Source organism: Achromobacter animicus, from assembly GCF_902859585.1.
GTDB classification, from domain to species: domain Bacteria; phylum Pseudomonadota; class Gammaproteobacteria; order Burkholderiales; family Burkholderiaceae_B; genus Achromobacter; species Achromobacter animicus.
Genome location: NZ_CADIJM010000003.1, coordinates 463,297 through 479,373 on the forward strand (window position 1 = coordinate 463,297; position 16,077 = coordinate 479,373).

Genomic DNA, 16,077 nt, shown 5'->3' on the forward strand with positions numbered 1-16,077 from the left:
AGCGCCCACATCCTGCTTTTGGCCCCCTCCCGAATGTTCAATCCCTCCCGCGACCAAGTCCGCGAATTCTTTATTGAAACCTGGCGCAAACATCGCGCCAACGAGGTCCTGACCCCGCTGGAGGCGATTGCGCTGGACTGGATCATCGAGCATCCCGAATACCACGCGGACCTCGAAAGCCCGGACGCCATGACGGCGGAATACGCGGTGGAAAAAGGCCGCACGAATCCGTTCCTGCACCTGTCCATGCACCTGGCCATCGCGGAACAATTGTCAATCGACCATCCGCCGGGCATTCGCCAGGCCTACCAGCAGCTCACCGCACGTTCGGACGCGCATCACGCCGCGCACGAAATCATGGAATGCCTGGGGCAGGTGGTCTGGGAAGCGCAGCGCCTGGGCACGCCGCTGGACAGCGACACCTACATCGACCTGATCCGCCGCCGCGCCAGCCTCTGACTCAACGAAAAAACCCTCGCTAGCGAGGGTTTTTCATTCACATCGGCCGAAAAGCGTTGCGTCCTAGCGGCGCACACCCAAATCGCTGGGCAGCGTGGCCAGCCACGCCGACACGTTGGAGATGTCCTGGTCGGACAACTGCGTGGCGAAGGCGCCCATGATGGGGTTCTTGCGCACGTTGGCCGTGGCGGCGCTGCCGGAGGCGCCCCGCTTGTAGGCCTTGAGCGCATGCGCCAGGTAGTCGGCGTGCTGCCCGGCCAGCGTCGGATACGCCGGATCCACCGCTGTCTTGGCGTCGGCGCCGTGGCACGACGCGCAGTTGAATTTCTCGAAGACGGCCTTGCCGGCCGCCAGATCCTGCGCCTGGGCGGCAGAGCCCCAGATGGCCAGGGTCGCGCCCGCAAGGGCAAGCATGGTGCGGTTCATGATTTTGCCCCCTTATTTGAGATTCGAGTAGTACGCGGCCAAGTCGGCAATGTCCTGATCGGACAGGCTGCCGGCAACGGCGTCCATCGTGGGATGGCTGCGCGCGCCTTTCTTGTACTCGTTGAGGGCGGTTTCGATGTACTTGGCGTTTTGGCCAGCGATCATCGGAACGTGGTAAAGCTCGGGAAACGATGCCTTGTAGCCAGGGATGCCATGGCAACCGATGCACATCGAAACCTTGTCGCGGGCATTCTGGACATTACCGACCGGCGCTGCGTCTGCAGCAACAGCCTGGCCGGCGATCGCACAGGATGCCATCGTGGCCAACACGGAAACCGTGTACTTCAGAGAGGTTCGCAACTTCATTGGAATGACTCTTCTTGGTATGGCTAAGGACTAGGGCCTGCTCACACGAAAAGGCCCTCTGCAAACACGTTGCGGGTGGAACCCAAAGCAAAACCGCCTGATTGTACGATAATTGCTCAGGATTAATACCTTGCGTTAGTGTTGATCCCAATCAAACCACAGAAGCCATCAGACCATGTCCGCAGCCCAGACCGCCTCATCCGCCAAGCCAGTCCGCTTCGATGGCACCGACAGCTACGTCGCCACCGACGATCTCAAGCTCGCCGTGAACGCCGCCCTTACCTTGCAGCGCCCACTGCTCATCAAGGGCGAACCCGGCACCGGCAAGACGATGCTGGCCGAGGAAGTGGCCCGCGCGCTGGGCCGGCCGCTGCTGCAATGGCACATCAAGTCCACCACAAAGGCGCATCAGGGTCTGTACGAATACGACGCCGTGTCGCGCCTGCGCGATTCGCAGTTGGGTGACGAAAAAGTCCGCGACATCCGCAACTACATCGTGCAGGGCACGCTGTGGCAGGCGTTCCAGTCGCACGAGCCGGTGGTGCTGCTGATCGACGAGATCGACAAGGCCGACATCGAGTTCCCCAATGATCTTCTGCGCGAGCTGGACCGCATGGAATTCCATGTGTACGAAACGCGCGAGACCATCGCCGCGCGCCACCGTCCGCTCGTCATCATCACGTCCAACAACGAAAAGGATCTGCCAGACGCATTCCTGCGCCGCTGCTTCTTTCACTACATCCGCTTCCCGGACCGCGAGACGATGCGCGACATCGTGGCCGTCCACTATCCGGACCTGAAGCAGGACGTGCTGCGCGCCGCGCTGGACACGTTCTTCTCGCTGCGCGATGCGCCCGGGCTGAAGAAAAAGCCGTCCACGTCCGAACTCCTGGATTGGCTGCGCCTCTTGCTGGCCGAAGACGTCACGGCCGCGCAGATCGACGCGCACACGGCCACCGCCGTGCCGCTAATGGCCGGCGCGCTGCTCAAGAACGAGCAGGACGTGCATCTGCTCGAACGCCTGGCGGCCATGACGCGCGGCGGCCAACGCCGCTGATCCGGCATCCACGGGCGGCCCGCACATGCTGATCGACTTCTTCTATCACCTCCGGGCGCACAAGCTGCCCGTCTCGGTCAAGGAATACCTGACGCTGATGGACGCGCTGCGCCAGGATCTGATGTCGCCCACGCTGGACGAGTTCTACTTCCTGGCGCGCGCCACGCTGGTCAAGGACGAGTCCCTCTACGACCGCTACGACAAGGCCTTCGGCGCGTATTACCGCGGCATCGAAGCCGCGCTGCCCGCGGGCAAGGACATCCCGCTCGACTGGCTGATCAAGCAGTTCGAGAAAAGCCTGTCGCCCGAAGAAAAGGCCGCCATCGAAAAGCACGGCTGGGACAAGCTGATGGAGCTCTTCAAGGAGCGCCTGGACGAGCAGAAGGAACGCCACGCCGGCGGCAGCAAGTGGATCGGAACGGGCGGCACCTCGCCGTTCGGCAACGGCGGCTATCACCCCGAAGGCATCCGCGTGGGCGGCGCATCGGCCGGCAACCGCACGGCGGTCAAGGTCTGGGACATGCGCCAGTTCAAGGACTACGACGACCAGGTCGAACTGGGCACGCGCAATTTCAAGGTGGCGCTGCGCCGCCTGCGCCGCTTCGCGCGCCAGGGCGCCGAACTGGAACTGGACCTGGACGACACCATCGCCAGCACGGCGCGCAACGCGGGGCATCTGGACCTGCGCATGATCCCGGAGCGCCACAACACGGTGAAGGTGCTGATGCTGCTGGACGTGGGCGGCAGCATGGACGACCACATCGGCCGGGTCGAGGAACTGTTCTCGGCGGCTCGCAGCGAGTTCCGCAACCTTGAGGTCTATTACTTCCATAACTGCCCGTACGAAAGCCTGTGGCAAAGCAACCGCCGCCGCCAGAACGAGCGCTTCGACACCTGGGACGTGCTGCGCAAGTACAACCCGGACTGGCGCCTGATCATCGTGGGCGACGCCACGATGAGCCCGTACGAAATTCTGCAGCCGGGGGGTTCGGTCGAGCACTACAACAAGGAACCGGGCGCCGAATGGATGCGCCGGCTGCTGGACGCGTGGCCCAAGTCGGTCTGGCTGAATCCCGAGCCCACGGCGTCCTGGCAGTACCGCCAATCCATTGCGCTGATGCGCGACATCATGCAGGACCGCATGTATCCCGTGACCGTTGCGGGCCTGGAACAGGCGATGCGGGTGCTGTCGAAGTAAAAGTTGCGCCGTCGCGGCGGCGATGCTGCCGCCGCGGTTGGCGCTGTCAGCCGTCGACGGGGTTGTCGGGCGTGTCCAGCGTCAACTGATAGAACGCCAGATCGAGCCAGCGTCCAAACTTGAAGCCGGCCTGGCGGATCGTGCCGGCATGTACAAACCCCAGCTTTTCATGCAGGCGGATGCTGCCCTGGTTCGAGGCGTCGATGCCCCCGACCAGCACGTGCACGCCATTGGCGCGCGCTCGCTCGATCAGGATGGCCATCATGGCTTCGCCCAGACCGCGGCCGCGAAAGCGCCCGTCCACGTACACGGAATGCTCCACCGAATACTTGAAGGCGGGAAACGCGCGAAACGTGCCGTAGCTGGCAAACGCCATCAACTCGCCGTCCGCATTCTCAAGCCCCACGACGGGGAAGCCGCCTTGCTGCTTGGTCTTGAACCATCCGTCCATCGCTTCGCGCGGCCGCGGCTTGTAGTCGTACAGCGCAGTGGATGTAGCAATGGCGTCATTGAAGATGGCCAGGATCTGGTCGGCATGGCGCTCGTGCGTGCAGTCAACCAGCGTGGCGCCCTGAGGGGCGCGGAATTCGGCGGGCGTTTTCATGGCGGGAATTTTAGCGATGGCGCCGCCTGCCGGTATCAAGCGGACGAAAAAAAACCGGCGATGACGCCGGTTCAGTGAAACGTTGCCGCTTCTGGCCACTCTCAGGCGGCGCGGCTCTCCACAGATCGATGGGCGCTTGTACTCATGTGGCGCAAACCGGGGCATTGCCGCCACGACAATTCGTCGGCGTCCATGTCCAGGTCGAACAAATCTTGCGCGGCGGGCCACGGATGGGAGCGCACGGTGGAGCCCTCCATTTCAAGCACATGGCCGGCAAATCCGCGAGGCGACCCACCGCACTCCGCGAAATACCGCTGCGAACTCAGGTCCACCACATAGGTGGTCATGTCATGGGTAAGTATGGCCACGTATTGGCCGTCATCACTGGCATAAGCGTATTGAAACTGTCCTTTGATCCCGTCGCCTTTGAGGGCGCTACCGGTCAGTTGGGACAAGGCACGCGTGACGATTTCGGTCAGCATGGGTCGTTCCTCCGAAGAATGCGCCGGCAGGATGCCGGCGGCGAAGGCGCGAACGACAAGCACCGGCGCTGCGTCGAAGCAGCGTCTGGCGTTGGACGGGAAGCCGGTAAGACGGCCGTCGCGCATCCCGTCAGCAACAGCTAATGCGTCCTTGAAAGCTTACACCCGCGACCGGAATTGGTTCAAATCGCCTGGGAGAACTGAACTGCTGCATCGCACCATCAACACTGGCGCGGCATGGCGGAGCATCAAGCCGCCGCAAAGATGGCGCCATCGTTGGCGCCGCCCGCCTCCCGACGCCGCCGCCATGCTTCACGTCCAAGCCGGTAAAGCACATGCGCACGCAGCGGGTGTCCCGCCGGCACGGCCGGATGGTCAAAGCATCCGGGTTCGGCGGCCATGCCCAAACGGTCCATCACGGCGCGTGAGCGCACGTTGTCCGTCGCCGTAAAGGCAACGATTTCTTCCGCGCCCACCTGTTCAAAGCCGACCCGCAATGCGGCATCAGCCGCTTCGCTGGCGTAGCCCCGTCCCCAGAACGGTTGCGCGAGACGCCAGCCGATCTCCACGCCAGGCGCAAAAGGCAGCGTGGGCGCCAGCGGCTTGATGCCAACGAAGCCGATGAAAGGCGCCACGCCCGGCGCCTCCACGGCCCAGAAGCCCCAGCCGTGCTCGTCAATGCCGGCGGCCAGCCTGTCGGCCAGGGCATCGCTTTCCTGGGGCGTCATCGGCAACAGGAACTGCGTCACCTGCGGGTCAGCATTCAGGGCGGCGAAAGGCTTGCGGTCCGCCGCGCGCCATTGCCGCAGCACGAGGCGGGGCGTTTCGACTTCGATGTTCAGGGACATATCACTTCCTCAGCATGGCGGCCGGCGATGGCAGTCCTGCGATGGCGGCGAAGGCCCCTTCCCGCCCGCCTGAACCATTGCCAACGTATACACTCCAACGGATTCTGCCATGCCAAAGGAATAGTCCGCCATGCGCTTGTCCCTGTCGAAGCTGCCGCGCCCGCTAGGCGTGCTGCTGTTTTCCTCCTTCCTGGCCTTTCAGGCCGGAGCCGCCAGCCTGCCGGCCGGCGTCACGGAGGCCGCCTCGATCGAAGGCATCACCGAATACCGCCTGGCCAATGGCCTGCGGGTGCTCCTGGTACCCGACGAATCCAAGCCGTCCACCACGGTCAACATGACGTACCTGGTGGGCTCGCGCAACGAAAACTACGGCCAGACCGGCATGGCGCACCTGTTGGAGCACATGCTGTTCAAGGGCACGTCGACCACCCGCAACGCGATGGGCGAGTTCTCCCGCCGCGGATTGCAGGCCAATGGCTCGACGTCCAGCGACCGCACCAATTACTTCGCGAGCTTCGCGGCCAACCCCGAGACGCTGAAGTGGTACCTCGGCTGGCAGGCCGATGCGATGGTCAATTCGCTGATCGCCAAGGAAGACCTGGACTCGGAAATGACCGTGGTCCGCAACGAGATGGAAAGCGGCGAGAACAACCCGTTCCGCATCCTGATGCAGAAGATGCAGGCTGCCGCCTACCAGTGGCACAGCTACGGCAAGAACACGATCGGCGCGCGTTCGGACGTCGAAAACGTGGATATCGGCCAGCTGCGCGCCTTCTATCACGAGTATTACCAGCCGGACAACGCCGTGCTGATCGTGGCGGGCAAGTTCGACCCGCAGACGACGCTGGCGGACATCGAAGCCACGCTGGGCAAGCTGCCCAAACCCGACCGCAAGCTGCCGCCGGAATACACGGTGGAACCGACGCAGGACGGCGAGCGCTCGGTGACGCTGCGCCGCACCGGCGGCACGCCGCTGGTCGCGGCGATGTATCACATCCCGGCCGGCGGCAGCGCGGACTTCGTGCCGTTCGACCTGGCGACCACGATCCTGGCGGACACCCCGTCGGGCCGCCTGTACCATGCCCTGGTGCCGACCAAGCTGGCCTCGGGCGTGTTCGGTTTCACGATGGAAAACCTGGACCCGGGACTGGCGATGTTTGCCGCGCAACTGACGCCGGGCAAGGATCAGGACGCCGCCATGAAGGCGATGACGGGCACGCTGGAGACGCTCGACAAGAAACCCTTCACAGAGCAGGAACTGGACCGCGCGCGCAGCAAGTGGCTGACGTCGTGGGAACAGACGTACAGCGATCCCGAGCAGGTGGGCGTGGCGCTGTCCGAAGCGATCGCCGCGGGCGACTGGCGCCTGTTCTTCCTGCAACGCGACCGCGCGCGCAAGGCAACGCTGGCCGAGGTGCAAAAGGCCGCGACGACCTATCTGGTGCAGAGCAACCGCATCGAGGGCCGCTACATTCCGACCGAGAAGCCGGTGCGTGCGCCGCAGACGGAACGCGTGGACCTCACGGCAGTGTTCAAGGACTACAAGGGCGATCCGGACTTCAAGGCTGCGTCGGCGTTCGATCCCTCGCCGGCCAACATCGACAAGCTGACGCAACGCACGACGCTTGATCTGCCGAATGGTCCGGTGAAACTGGCGCTGCTGCCCAAGGCGACGCGGGGCAGCCGTGTGCAGGCGCAGATGCTGATCCAGTTCGGCAACGAAAAAGACCTGCTGGGCCAGCGCGTCAATTCCAGCGCGGCGGCGGACCTGCTGTTGCGCGGCACGGACAAGCTGTCGCGCCAGGATATCCAGGACCGTCTGGACAAACTGCAGGCTGAACTTGGCTTTACCGGCGGCGGCACGACACTGAAGGTGGCGATGTCGACCAAGGGCGAGAATCTGCCTGAATTGACGGCGCTGGCGCTGGAGATCATCCGCAACGCCAGCTTCCCGAAGGAGCAGGTCGAGGAATATCAACGCCAACTTGAAACGTCGATCCAGAATGCGATGACGGAACCGTCGGCGCTGGCCGGACGCGCGCTGGCGCGCCACGACAATCCGTGGCCTGCGGACGATCTGCGTTATGTGCCGACGTTCGAAGAGTCGCTGGCTAGCGTGCGCGGCCTGAACCGCGAGGCGCTGGCAACGTTCCACGCCAAGTTCTACGGCGCTGGCGATATCGAGTTCTCGGCGGTGGGCGACTTCGAGCCGGCAGCGGTGGAAAAGTCGCTGCGCACGGGACTGGCCGGATGGAAGAAGGCGCCGGCCTACACCCGCGTGCCGAACCCGTACCGCGACGTGCCGGCCAAGCAGTTCGACATCGACACGCCGGACAAGGCCAACGCGTTCTACCTGTCGCGCATGCCGCTGAAGGTGCAGGATACGGACGCGGACTATCCGGCGCTGTACCTGGCCAATTACCTGTTCGGTGCGTCGGAAACGTCGCGCTTGTGGAATCGGGTGCGCGAGACGGAAGGCCTGTCGTACAACGTGCGCAGCTCGCTGTCGGTGTCGGCGTTTGAACCGACCGCAAGCTGGAGCATTTACGCGATCTACGCGCCGCAGAATCGCGAGCGGCTGGAGAAGGCGATCAACGAGGAACTGGCGCGCGTGCTGAAGGACGGTTTCTCGGAGAAGGAAATCACGGAGGGCATTACGGCGCTGCTGAACTACCGGAATCTGGCTCGGGCGCAGGACGACGTGTTGGCAAGCACCTGGCTGGATTACCTGGAGCGCGGCCGCACGTTTGCGTGGTCTGCGGAAATGGACAAGAAGATTTCCGCCTTGACGCCGGAGACGGTGAACGCGGCGCTGCGCAAGTATGTGCGTCCGGACGGGTTCAGCACGGCGCTGGCGGGGGATTTCAAGAAACCCTGATGCACCCTCTGTTGGGAAAACCCCTGCCTCGGCAGGGGTTTTTTTTGCATAGTGGGTGGGCTGTTGCGGTTTGATGATTCTGGGATTGGGCTTGACCATTCCATCCATGGGGCAAATTCTATCTGTCTGATCTATTACTCGGTTATTTGGAAAGATGTTTTCAGGGATTAAGGGTTTATCCCAGGTGGGAAGGCGCGCACAATTCAGTCCATCGGGAACAGCAAACGAACCACGACGGAGTGCCGCCGGATTCGGTCCCTCTTTACGACGAATTGGAGGTCTCACCATGAAAACCCTAGCAACCACCCTTTTCCTATCCCTGGCCCTGGCCGGTTTCGGCGCACAAGCCGCCGGCGTCGAGCAAGCAAAGAGCAGCGCCCAAGTGGCGACGGAACTGCAAGCAGCGAAGGCAAGCGGCCAGTACACGTTCGGCGAGCTGGACTATCCGCCCGCCCTGCCCCAAAAGACCAGCCTGAGCTCGCAGGAAGTGCAAGCCGAGCTGCAGCAAGCCAAGGTCAGCGGTCAATACACGTTCGGCGAACTGCAGTACCCGCCGGTCGTTGCAACGTCGAGCAGCGCCAAGTCGCGCGCCGAAGTTCAGCAGGAACTGGCGCAAGCAAAGGCCAGCGGCCAATACACGTTCGGCGAGCTCGAATACCCGCCGATCAGCCGGTGAGCTGCTTGCTGTAGCCCGGCCGGCCTCGGGTGGCATCATGGCCTGAGGCCGGTATTTTCGGTGTACAGCGGCGGTTGAAGTAGCAGTAGCAGTAGTCGTTGAAGTCAGCAGTTGAAGTTGAAGTCAGCAGTTGAAGTTGAAGTTGCAGTTCGCAGTTGCAGTTCGCAGTTGAAGTTGCAGTTCGCAGTTGAAGTTGCAGTGGTAGTAGCGAAGAGGCCGTGGCGATTGTCGCGGTCTCTTTTTTTCGTCGGGATTTTGCTGGGCTGCCATTGGGGTTCTTTAGCGCCTGGCGCGGCCACGGCACTCGGCGCGCGGGGCCACGATTGCGGTCCGGAGCCTTCGCTCCGGACTTCCCCTGCCTCATCCTCGTCACCGCCTTTGGCGGTTCCTTCGGATTCCGTTGGGCTTATCGACGCCCCGCGCGCCGAGTGCCGCGGCCACACCAGGCTCGCCGTGTCAAACGGCCTCGGACGCTGGGACGGGCGGATTTCTTGGCGTTTTGGCGACGAGCTTTCGCCTGTGGAGGATCTTGCGGGGCCCGCGTTGCGTCGGCCGCGCGGGCGGCCTTGCAACGCTTACGCGATGCGTTGCGTCAGCGGGGGTGCGCTGCGCGCTGGTGGAGAGCCCTGGGCAGAAGTGTGTGTTGCGCGTTGGTAGAGGGCTTATGGCAGCGCTGCGTTGCGCCCCTAGTGGAGCGCTTGGTGTAGCACCTGCATGCAGGCTGTGCATTGCATGCTGGTAAAGGCTTCCTGGACTGCGTATTCCCGCATATGCGTAATTTTTAGAAGCCCTTCGATATCTCGCCAATTTGGAAGGTGGTTTCATGCCGTTCGGGTTCATGCCGGGATTTGGCGTGCTGCATCTGGCCATCGAGATCATCAGATGGACCACGACGATGGGCCGCCGGACTCGGTTTCACTTAAAGCAATCTGGAGGTCTCACTCATGAAAATCCTGGCCACGACGCTGTTTGTTTCCCTGGCCCTGGCAGGCGCCGGCGCTCACGCAGCTGGCGTTGAACAATCCAAGTCCCGTTCCCAGGTGGCGGCCGAATTGCAGGAAGCCAAGGTCAGCGGCCAATACACGTTTGGCGAGCAGGACTATCCGGCGGCACAGCCTCGCACCTCCAACCTGACCGAGCAGGACGTGCGCGTCCAGCTTGAGCACGCCAAGGCCAACGGCGAGTACACGTTCGGCGAACTCGACTACCCGCCGAGCAGCCGCTAAGGGGCTCGCGGTTCTGCGTGATCCCGCAGCACTGTCCCTGACGCGCCAAGCATTGTTGGCGACCAAACGAAAAAAAGCCGCGACTCTCGTCGCGGCTTTTTGCGCTGAGCGGCAGCGTGATCAGCTGAAGACTGATCAGCTGAAGAATTCCTTGACGCGGTCCGTCCAGGATTTGCTTTGCGGCGAGTGGCGATCGCCACCGTCGTTCAGCGAAGCCTCGAATTGGCGCAGGATGTTCTTTTGGTCGTCGCTCAGGCGCACGGGAGTTTCCACCACGACGTGGCAGTACAGGTCGCCCGGGTAGCTGCCGCGCACGCCGCGAATGCCCTTGCCGCGCAGGCGGAAGGTTTTGCCGGATTGCGTGCCTTCGGGGATGGAGATCTCGGCCTTGCCGCCCAGCGTGGGGACCTGGAGTTCGCCGCCCAGTGCCGCCGTGGTGAACGGGATGGTCAGTTCGCAGTGCAGGTCGTCGCCGTCGCGCTGGAAGATCTTGTGCTGCTTGATGTGGATTTCCACATACAGGTCGCCGGGAGGACCGCCGTTGATGCCGGGTTCGCCATTGCCGCTGGAGCGGATGCGCATGCCGTCGTCGATGCCGGCCGGAATCTTGACCTGGAGGGTCTTGTTGCGGCGAATGCGGCCGACGCCGTCGCAGGCTTGGCAGGGGTCGGTGATTTCCTTGCCGTTGCCGTGGCAGGTGGGGCAGGTCTGCTGGACGCTGAAGAAGCCTTGCTGCATACGCACGGCGCCCGAGCCGCCGCAGGTGCGGCAGGTCTTGGGCGAGGTGCCGGGCTTGGCGCCGGAGCCGTGGCAGGTGTCGCAGTTTTCCCAGCTGGGGACGCGGATTTCGGTGTCGAAACCGGCTGCCGCTTGTTCCAGGGTGATTTCCAGCGCGTACTTGAGGTCGGCGCCGCGGTAGACCTGGGGTCCGCCGCCGCGACGGCCGCCGCCGGCGCCGCCGAAGATCTCGCCGAAGATGTCGCCGAACGCGTCGGCGAAACCGCCGCCCATGCCCGCGCCGCCCATGCCGGCGGCGTTGGGGTCGACGCCTGCATGACCATAGCGGTCGTACGCAGCGCGCTTTTGGTCATCGCCCAGGACCTCGTAGGCTTCCTTGGCTTCCTTGAACTTCTCTTCGGCTTCTTTGCTGTCCGGATTACGGTCCGGATGGTATTTCATGGCCAGCTTTCGATAGGCCTTCTTGAGATCGTCGTCCGAGGCGTTTTTTGCCACGCCCAGGATTTCGTAATAGTCGCGTTTTGCCATGATCCGTGGGCTCGAAACCGAGCCTTCTTTTCAGTGCTACAGAATGAGTACGCCCGGTAGGCGGATTTCTCCGGCTACCGGGCGGCAGAGGCAGGTCAATGCCCGGCCATTATTGGTCGCGCTTGACTTCCTTGAAGTCGGCGTCGACGACGTTGTCGTCCACCGGCTTCGCGTTGTCGGCCGCTTGCTGCTGGCCGGCGGCTTGCTGCGCCTGCATGTCGGCGTACATCTTTTCGCCCAGTTTCTGCGAAGCGGTGGACAGGGCTTCGACCTTGGCGTCGATTGCGGCCTTGTCGCCTTCCTTCAGCGTTTCTTCCAGGTCCTTGATGGCGGCCTCGATGCTTTCCTTCTCGGCAGCTTCGAGCTTGTCGCCGTACTCGGTCAACGACTTGCGGGTGGCATGCACCAGCGCGTCGGCCTGGTTACGCGACTGAGCCAGTTCGGCGACGCGATGATCTTCCTCGGCGTTGGCCTCGGCATCCTTGACCATGCGCTGGATCTCGTCTTCCGACAGACCCGAGTTGGCCTTGATGGTGATCTTGTTTTCCTTGCCGGTGCCCTTGTCCTTGGCGGACACGTGCAGGATGCCGTTGGCGTCGATGTCGAACGTGACTTCGATCTGCGGCATGCCGCGCGGCGACGGCGGGATCCCTTCAAGGTTGAACTCGCCCAGGGCCTTGTTGCCCGCAGCGATTTCGCGCTCGCCCTGGAAGACCTTGATCGTCACGGCCGGCTGGTTGTCGTCGGCCGTCGAGAACGTCTGCGAGAACCGGGTCGGGATCGTGGTGTTCTTCTGGATCATCTTGGTCATGACACCACCCAGGGTTTCGATACCCAGGGACAGCGGCGTGACGTCCAGCAGCAGCACGTCCTTGCGGTCGCCCGACAGCACGGAGCCCTGGATGGCGGCGCCAGCGGCGACGGCTTCATCGGGGTTCACATCCTTGCGCGGATCCTTGCCGAAGAATTCCTTCACCTTTTCCTGGACCTTCGGCATGCGGGTCATGCCGCCGACCAGGATCACGTCGTCGATGTCGGAAACCTTGACGCCGGCGTCCTTGATGGCGACGCGGCAGGGCTCGATCGTGCGTTCGATCAGTTCTTCGACCAGCGCTTCCAGCTTGGCGCGCGTGATCTTCAGGTTCAGGTGCTTGGGACCGGAGGCATCGGCCGTGATGTACGGCAGGTTGATTTCGGTCTGCTGCGCGGACGACAGTTCGATCTTGGCCTTTTCAGCGGCTTCCTTCAGGCGTTGCAGCGCCAGCACGTCCTTGGACAGGTCAACGCCTTGTTCCTTCTTGAACTCGGCAATGATGTAGTCGATGATGCGCTGGTCGAAGTCTTCGCCGCCCAGGAAGGTGTCGCCGTTGGTCGACAGCACTTCGAACTGCTTTTCGCCGTCCACATCGGCGATTTCGATGATGGACACGTCGAACGTGCCGCCGCCCAGGTCATAGACGGCGATCTTGCGGTCGCCCTTTTCGGTCTTGTCCAGGCCGAACGCCAGCGCCGCAGCGGTGGGTTCGTTGATGATGCGCTTGACTTCCAGGCCCGCGATGCGGCCGGCGTCCTTGGTGGCCTGGCGCTGGCTGTCGTTGAAGTACGCGGGCACGGTGATGACGGCCTCGGTCACTTCTTCGCCCAGGTAGTCCTCGGCGGTCTTCTTCATCTTGCGCAGCACGTCGGCCGACACTTGGGGAGGCGCCATCTTCTTGCCGCGCACTTCAACCCAGGCGTCGCCGTTGTCGGCTTTGACGATGGCGTAGGGCATCAGATTGATGTCCTTTTGCACGGCTTTTTCTTCGAACTTGCGACCGATCAGGCGCTTCACTGCGTACAGCGTGTTGCGCGGGTTGGTCACGGCCTGACGCTTGGCAGGCGCGCCGACCAGGGTCTCGCCGTCATCCATGTAGGCAACGATGGAGGGAGTGGTGCGAGCACCTTCCGCGTTTTCGATGATCTTGACCTGCCCGCCGTCCATGACAGCCACGCAGCTGTTGGTCGTTCCCAGGTCAATGCCAATAATCTTGCTCATGGTGGGTTACCTTGATTATTAAATCTATGAAAATTTGGGGAAAACTGCTTGTCTCCCCGTAACTGGGGCTGCCCGTGGGGTTTTTCAAGACGCCGGGCTGGAAATTTCCGGGTCCGGGTCCTGCAGGCGCTGGATTGCCGCAGTGAACTGGGGCAATCCGGGCCAGCCGGTGATGCGCCCAAGGCGCTTGCCGGACCGGTACAGCACAAAAGTGGGGACGCCATGCAACGAAAACCGGCGGCCCAGCGGTTCATCCGCGTAGACATCGGCTTCGAACCACGTGAGGCCAAGCCCCAGCAGCGTTTCCTGGTGCAGCAGCGCCGCCTGCTTGAACAGGTTGCAGTTGTAGCAATCCTGGCCCCACAGGAAGACGCAGCGCAGATCGGCGCCGGGCGCTTGCACCACGGCCGCGTCGAATCCCGCGGTGTCGACATGGCGCATGCCGAACACCTGGAATACCTGGGCCGGGTCGAAGCGCGGGTCGGTCATGGCGGATACGCGGTTCAGCCCTGGCCGGCCGAGACGACCACGAGCGCGGGGCGCAGGGTGCGGTCGGCGATCACATAGCCCTTCTGCAGCAGTTGCACCACCGTGTTGGCGGGCTGTTCATGCGGAATGGACGAAATGGCCTGATGCTGGTGCGGATCGAATTTGTCGCCCTGCGCCGGTGCGATTTCCTTGAGCAGGTTGCGCTCGAATGCGGCGGCCAACTGCTTAAGGGTGACTTCGACGCCTTCGCGCAGCGTTTCGACCGTCTGATCAGGTTGGGCCAGCGCAGCTTCCAGGCTGTCCTTGACCGGAACCAGGCTTTCGGCGAACGATTCGATGCCGAACTTGCGCGCCTTGGACACTTCTTCCTGGGCGCGGCGGCGCACGTTCTCGGCTTCAGCTTGCACACGCAGAAGCTGGTCGTGCTGCTCGTTGACGGTAGCCTGGGCGGCGTCCAGCTGGGCGCGCAACTCGTTCAGCTCGGCCTGCGCGGCGTCCTGGGCGGCGGGTGCCGCATCGGCGTTCTGGCCGACTTCGGGCGCCTGGTCAGCAGGCTCGTGGGGTGCCGTCATGGGGAATCCTCCAAAAAGAATGGCTTTCGGAGACATGAATGGGGGCCAATACCCCTAATTCAAGCCCGGGTAAGCGAAATATTCCCCAGGACCCGGCGCCGCGGCCGGGCGCCTGGCGGCGGTTTCCTACTTTTTGCTTGGCTGCGCGGGAGCGACGGGGTCGCTGGCGGGGAAGCTTTCCTTCAGTGCGCGGTCCACCCGCTTGTCGTCCGCGTCCGGATCCGAAGGGATCGCGACGGGGTCGCTGGCCGGGAAGGTGTCGGCCAGGGCCTCGTCCAGGTCGTGTTCGACGCGGTCTTCGTCGACGGGAGTGCTGACTTTGCCCTTCTTGACCGATTCGCCAGTCTTGGGATCATGGTGCATGCGCCTTCTCCTTCAAGTCCGTGGTGTCTGGAATCCACCCCTGCAAGTATCGTTCCACCAGCCCAGACAACCCCGCGATCCAGGCCGGATCGTCGTTGATGGCGGGAATGTAACGGAACTGCTTGCCACCGGCCTCGAGAAAGGCGTCGCGGCATTCCAGGCTGATTTCTTCCAGGGTTTCGAGACAGTCTGCCACAAATCCCGGGCACACCACATCGACCTCGGTGACGCCCGATGCGGCTAGTGCCTTGAGGGTCGGTTCGGTGTAGGGCTCCAGCCAGCGGGCGGTGCCGAACCGGCTCTGGAAGGTCACTTCGATCTGGTCGCGGGGCAGCGAAAGTCGCTGGGCCAGGAGCCGGGCCGTCTCCATGCAGTCGCGGTAATACGGGTCGCCCAGCTCGATGGAGTAGCGCGGCAGGCCATGAAAGCTCATGACCAGCTTCTGAGGCTTGCCGTGTTCGCTCCAGTACCGTTCGATGCGCGCGGCGAGCGGGTCCAGGTAGGCGGGGTCGTCGTGGAACCGCTTGATGAAGCGCATTTCCGGCTGATCGCGCAGCTTGCCCATGTAGCGGGTAACCGCGTCGACGACGGTGGCGGTGGTGCTGGCGGCGTACTGCGGATACAGCGGCACGGTCAGGATGCGCTCGCAGCCCTGCTTGCGCAGGTTGGAGATGGCGTGGGGGATGGAGGGATTGCCATAGCGCATGCCCAGTTCGACCGCGGCATCCACCCCGGCCGCCTGCAGGGCGGCGCGCACGCCGTCGGTCTGCCGCTGGCTGTAGACCATCAGGGGCGAGCCTTCCTTCATCCAGATGCCGCCATAGCGGGGCTCGAGGCGCTTGGGACGGCGCACGAGCACGATGCCGTGCAGGATGGGCTTCCAGAGGTAGCGCGGGATCTCGATGACGCGGGGGTCGGACAGGAATTCGCCCAGGTACTTGCGGATGTCCTTGGCCGTCGGCGTGTCGGGCGTGCCCAGGTTCACCAGCAGCACGCCGACCTTGCCGGGCACGCGCGGCGGCGGATCTTCGTTGAAGGGGTCTTCTTGCTCGGGTTCAGGAAGGTAGCGCTCAGGCCAGAGATACTTGAACAGGCGAAGAAACACAAAAACTCCCCTTCCTCCGCAAGGAGG

General features: G+C 63.3%; 17 protein-coding genes. 6 read left to right on the top strand and 11 right to left on the bottom strand.

Translation table 11 applies throughout. The annotated features are described in order from the left end of the window. Positions 1-33 precede the first annotated feature (33 nt). Entirely contained in the window at positions 34-459 is a 426-nt protein-coding gene (locus HV681_RS11235; protein WP_056321316.1) for a DUF1841 family protein, read from the top strand. A gap of 63 nt (positions 460-522) precedes the next feature. On the opposite strand, the gene HV681_RS11240 is transcribed toward HV681_RS11235, so the two are convergent. Continuing rightward, on the bottom strand, positions 523-885 hold the full coding sequence (locus HV681_RS11240) for a c-type cytochrome (RefSeq protein WP_175123150.1): 363 nt from the start codon (positions 883-885) through the stop codon (positions 523-525). Positions 886-897: 12 nt separating this feature from the next. Further along, positions 898-1,251 (bottom strand): c-type cytochrome, encoded by a 354-nt coding sequence (locus tag HV681_RS11245; RefSeq protein WP_056568700.1) that lies wholly within the window; start codon positions 1,249-1,251, stop codon positions 898-900. Positions 1,252-1,426: 175 nt separating this feature from the next. Here HV681_RS11245 and HV681_RS11250 point away from each other — a divergent pair, with 175 nt between their 5' ends. Both HV681_RS11250 and HV681_RS11255 read left to right on the top strand, forming a co-directional pair. Next, the gene (locus HV681_RS11250) at positions 1,427-2,308 is read left to right on the top strand and encodes an AAA family ATPase (protein WP_175123151.1); all 882 of its coding nucleotides are present in this window, start codon (positions 1,427-1,429) and stop codon (positions 2,306-2,308) included. Positions 2,309-2,333: 25 nt separating this feature from the next. Continuing rightward, positions 2,334-3,506 carry a vWA domain-containing protein gene (locus tag HV681_RS11255; RefSeq protein ID WP_175123152.1) on the top strand — a complete coding sequence of 391 codons (1,173 nt, stop codon included), beginning with the start codon at positions 2,334-2,336 and terminating at the stop codon, positions 3,504-3,506. Between the two features lie 46 nt (positions 3,507-3,552). Here HV681_RS11255 and HV681_RS11260 read toward each other — a convergent pair whose 3' ends face one another. The 3 genes from HV681_RS11260 to HV681_RS11270 all read right to left on the bottom strand — a co-directional run bounded on the left by HV681_RS11260 (position 3,553) and on the right by HV681_RS11270 (position 5,440). After that, complete coding sequence (locus tag HV681_RS11260) at positions 3,553-4,110, bottom strand: GNAT family N-acetyltransferase (protein ID WP_175123153.1); 558 nt, start codon at positions 4,108-4,110, stop codon at positions 3,553-3,555. A 101-nt stretch (positions 4,111-4,211) separates the two neighbouring features. Continuing rightward, a complete protein-coding gene (locus tag HV681_RS11265) occupies positions 4,212-4,592 on the bottom strand; it encodes a hypothetical protein (protein ID WP_175123154.1) in 381 nt (126 codons plus the stop codon). Positions 4,593-4,840: 248 nt separating this feature from the next. Beyond that, positions 4,841-5,440 (bottom strand): GNAT family N-acetyltransferase, encoded by a 600-nt coding sequence (locus tag HV681_RS11270; protein ID WP_175123155.1) that lies wholly within the window; start codon positions 5,438-5,440, stop codon positions 4,841-4,843. A 130-nt stretch (positions 5,441-5,570) separates the two neighbouring features. Between HV681_RS11270 and HV681_RS11275 the strand changes: the two genes are divergently transcribed. The 3 genes from HV681_RS11275 (at position 5,571) to HV681_RS11285 (ending at position 10,220) form a co-directional block, all read left to right on the top strand. Next, positions 5,571-8,318: a M16 family metallopeptidase gene (locus HV681_RS11275; RefSeq protein WP_175123156.1), complete on the top strand. Its 2,748-nt coding sequence runs from the start codon at positions 5,571-5,573 to the stop codon at positions 8,316-8,318. A 286-nt stretch (positions 8,319-8,604) separates the two neighbouring features. After that, a complete protein-coding gene (locus HV681_RS11280; RefSeq protein ID WP_175123157.1) occupies positions 8,605-8,994 on the top strand; it encodes a DUF4148 domain-containing protein in 390 nt (129 codons plus the stop codon). Between the two features lie 944 nt (positions 8,995-9,938). Continuing rightward, entirely contained in the window at positions 9,939-10,220 is a 282-nt protein-coding gene (locus tag HV681_RS11285) for a DUF4148 domain-containing protein (protein WP_175123158.1), read from the top strand. A gap of 135 nt (positions 10,221-10,355) precedes the next feature. Here the strand turns inward: HV681_RS11285 and dnaJ are convergent, their stop codons facing one another. The 6 genes from dnaJ to hemH all read right to left on the bottom strand — a co-directional run bounded on the left by dnaJ (position 10,356) and on the right by hemH (position 16,050). After that, entirely contained in the window at positions 10,356-11,486 is a 1,131-nt protein-coding gene (dnaJ, locus tag HV681_RS11290; protein WP_175123159.1) for a molecular chaperone DnaJ, read from the bottom strand. Positions 11,487-11,595: 109 nt separating this feature from the next. Continuing rightward, entirely contained in the window at positions 11,596-13,521 is a 1,926-nt protein-coding gene (gene dnaK / locus HV681_RS11295) for a molecular chaperone DnaK (RefSeq protein ID WP_175123160.1), read from the bottom strand. Between the two features lie 84 nt (positions 13,522-13,605). Further along, the gene (locus HV681_RS11300; RefSeq protein WP_175123161.1) at positions 13,606-14,010 is read right to left on the bottom strand and encodes a thioredoxin family protein; all 405 of its coding nucleotides are present in this window, start codon (positions 14,008-14,010) and stop codon (positions 13,606-13,608) included. 14 nt (positions 14,011-14,024) lie between these two features. Further along, a complete protein-coding gene (gene grpE / locus HV681_RS11305) occupies positions 14,025-14,582 on the bottom strand; it encodes a nucleotide exchange factor GrpE (protein ID WP_175123162.1) in 558 nt (185 codons plus the stop codon). Positions 14,583-14,708: 126 nt separating this feature from the next. After that, on the bottom strand, positions 14,709-14,945 hold the full coding sequence (locus HV681_RS11310) for a hypothetical protein (protein ID WP_175123163.1): 237 nt from the start codon (positions 14,943-14,945) through the stop codon (positions 14,709-14,711). Then, entirely contained in the window at positions 14,935-16,050 is a 1,116-nt protein-coding gene (gene hemH, locus HV681_RS11315) for a ferrochelatase (RefSeq protein WP_175123164.1), read from the bottom strand. The genes HV681_RS11310 and hemH overlap by 11 nt, the downstream gene beginning before the upstream one ends. Positions 16,051-16,077 lie beyond the last annotated feature (27 nt).

Excerpts from the sequence above, each read along its gene's own strand:
- HV681_RS11275 (WP_175123156.1), top strand. The coding sequence starts at position 5,571 with ATGCGCTTGTCCCTGTCGAAGCTGCCGCGCCCGCTAGGCGTGCTGCTG.
- HV681_RS11285 (WP_175123158.1), top strand. The coding sequence starts at position 9,939 with ATGAAAATCCTGGCCACGACGCTGTTTGTTTCCCTGGCCCTGGCAGGC.
- HV681_RS11265 (WP_175123154.1), bottom strand. The coding sequence starts at position 4,592 with ATGCTGACCGAAATCGTCACGCGTGCCTTGTCCCAACTGACCGGTAGC.
- HV681_RS11250 (WP_175123151.1), top strand. The coding sequence starts at position 1,427 with ATGTCCGCAGCCCAGACCGCCTCATCCGCCAAGCCAGTCCGCTTCGAT.
- HV681_RS11280 (WP_175123157.1), top strand. The coding sequence starts at position 8,605 with ATGAAAACCCTAGCAACCACCCTTTTCCTATCCCTGGCCCTGGCCGGT.
- HV681_RS11310 (WP_175123163.1), bottom strand. The coding sequence starts at position 14,945 with ATGCACCATGATCCCAAGACTGGCGAATCGGTCAAGAAGGGCAAAGTC.
- HV681_RS11270 (WP_175123155.1), bottom strand. The coding sequence starts at position 5,440 with ATGTCCCTGAACATCGAAGTCGAAACGCCCCGCCTCGTGCTGCGGCAA.
- dnaJ (WP_175123159.1), bottom strand. The coding sequence starts at position 11,486 with ATGGCAAAACGCGACTATTACGAAATCCTGGGCGTGGCAAAAAACGCC.
- HV681_RS11260 (WP_175123153.1), bottom strand. The coding sequence starts at position 4,110 with ATGAAAACGCCCGCCGAATTCCGCGCCCCTCAGGGCGCCACGCTGGTT.
- grpE (WP_175123162.1), bottom strand. The coding sequence starts at position 14,582 with ATGACGGCACCCCACGAGCCTGCTGACCAGGCGCCCGAAGTCGGCCAG.
- HV681_RS11235 (WP_056321316.1), top strand. The coding sequence starts at position 34 with ATGTTCAATCCCTCCCGCGACCAAGTCCGCGAATTCTTTATTGAAACC.
- HV681_RS11240 (WP_175123150.1), bottom strand. The coding sequence starts at position 885 with ATGAACCGCACCATGCTTGCCCTTGCGGGCGCGACCCTGGCCATCTGG.
- HV681_RS11300 (WP_175123161.1), bottom strand. The coding sequence starts at position 14,010 with ATGACCGACCCGCGCTTCGACCCGGCCCAGGTATTCCAGGTGTTCGGC.
- HV681_RS11255 (WP_175123152.1), top strand. The coding sequence starts at position 2,334 with ATGCTGATCGACTTCTTCTATCACCTCCGGGCGCACAAGCTGCCCGTC.
- dnaK (WP_175123160.1), bottom strand. The coding sequence starts at position 13,521 with ATGAGCAAGATTATTGGCATTGACCTGGGAACGACCAACAGCTGCGTG.
- HV681_RS11245 (WP_056568700.1), bottom strand. The coding sequence starts at position 1,251 with ATGAAGTTGCGAACCTCTCTGAAGTACACGGTTTCCGTGTTGGCCACG.